At 65.7% G+C, this 1,001-nt stretch carries 2 protein-coding genes; one reads left to right on the top strand and one right to left on the bottom strand.

Annotation, left to right across the window (positions count from 1 at the left end):
* The coding region (locus ENZ75_RS32890) for a winged helix-turn-helix domain-containing protein (RefSeq protein WP_164888224.1) at positions 1-252 on the bottom strand (252 nt) is incomplete at its 3' end.
* A 104-nt stretch (positions 253-356) separates the two neighbouring features.
* Between ENZ75_RS32890 and ENZ75_RS32895 the strand changes: the two genes are divergently transcribed.
* The coding region (locus ENZ75_RS32895; protein ID WP_164888225.1) for a DMT family transporter at positions 357-1,001 on the top strand (645 nt) is incomplete at its 3' end.

The following is a 1,001-nucleotide window of genomic DNA, read 5'->3' on the forward strand; positions in this document are numbered from 1 at the left end:
CAGCGGCGCCAGCGATCCGGCGGCATAGAAGCCGGAGCCCGGCCGCGAGCGGATCGCGCCTTCGGCGGCGAGCCGCTCATAGGCTTCGACCACGGTGGATTTGGACACTCGCATGGATTTGGCAAAGGCGCGGATCGACGGCAATTGCGCTCCCGGCGTCAGGCTGCGCGCCGCGATCCGCTGGCGGATCGTCGCCATGACGCCTTCGACCAGCGTACCGCCGCTCTCGCTTCCTGTAGTCTGCTTGTCCATCCGTACTGCTCTGCTGACTATGACAGTTTTGCATAATTGTACCGCATTGTCTCTGGCGATACTACCGGCTCCGCGCGATACGGAGCCGACAAACGGAGCATACGATGGACAAGACCGCGAGTGGCTGGATGAATGGATTCATCGGCGTGTTGATCTTCAGCGGCTCGCTGCCGGCGACGCGCGTGGCGGTCAGGGAATTCGATCCGACATTCCTGACCTCGGCCCGGGCGGCGATTGCCGGACTGCTTGGCCTTGCGCTGCTGCTCCTGTTTCGGCAGAAACGCCCGGAGCGCGGCGATCTGCTGTCGCTGGTGATCGTGGCACTTGGCGTGGTTGTCGGCTTTCCCTTGCTGACCGCGCTGGCGCTGAAGCACGTCACCACGGCCCATTCCATTATCTTCGTCGGCCTGCTGCCGCTGGCCACTGCGATATTCGGCGTGCTGCGCGGCGGCGATCGGCCGCGCCCGGCGTTCTGGTTGTTTTCATGCATAGGCAGTGCGCTGGTCGCGGGCTTTGCGCTGACGCAGGGCGTGACTGCCTCGCCGGTCGGCGACGGTCTGATGCTGGCTGCCATCATCGCTTGCGGCCTCGGCTATGCCGAGGGCGCCGCGCTGTCGCGCAGGCTCGGCGGCTGGCAAGTGATCTGCTGGGCGCTGGTGCTGTCGCTGCCGATCATGCTGGTGCTGACGCTGCTGACCATGCCGCCGTCGTTCGACGGCGTCGGCGTCAGTGCGTGGATGGGGCTTGCC

The organism is Mesorhizobium sp. M7A.F.Ca.CA.002.04.1.1 (assembly GCF_004022805.1).
Taxonomy (GTDB): Bacteria; Pseudomonadota; Alphaproteobacteria; order Rhizobiales; family Rhizobiaceae; genus Mesorhizobium; species Mesorhizobium ciceri.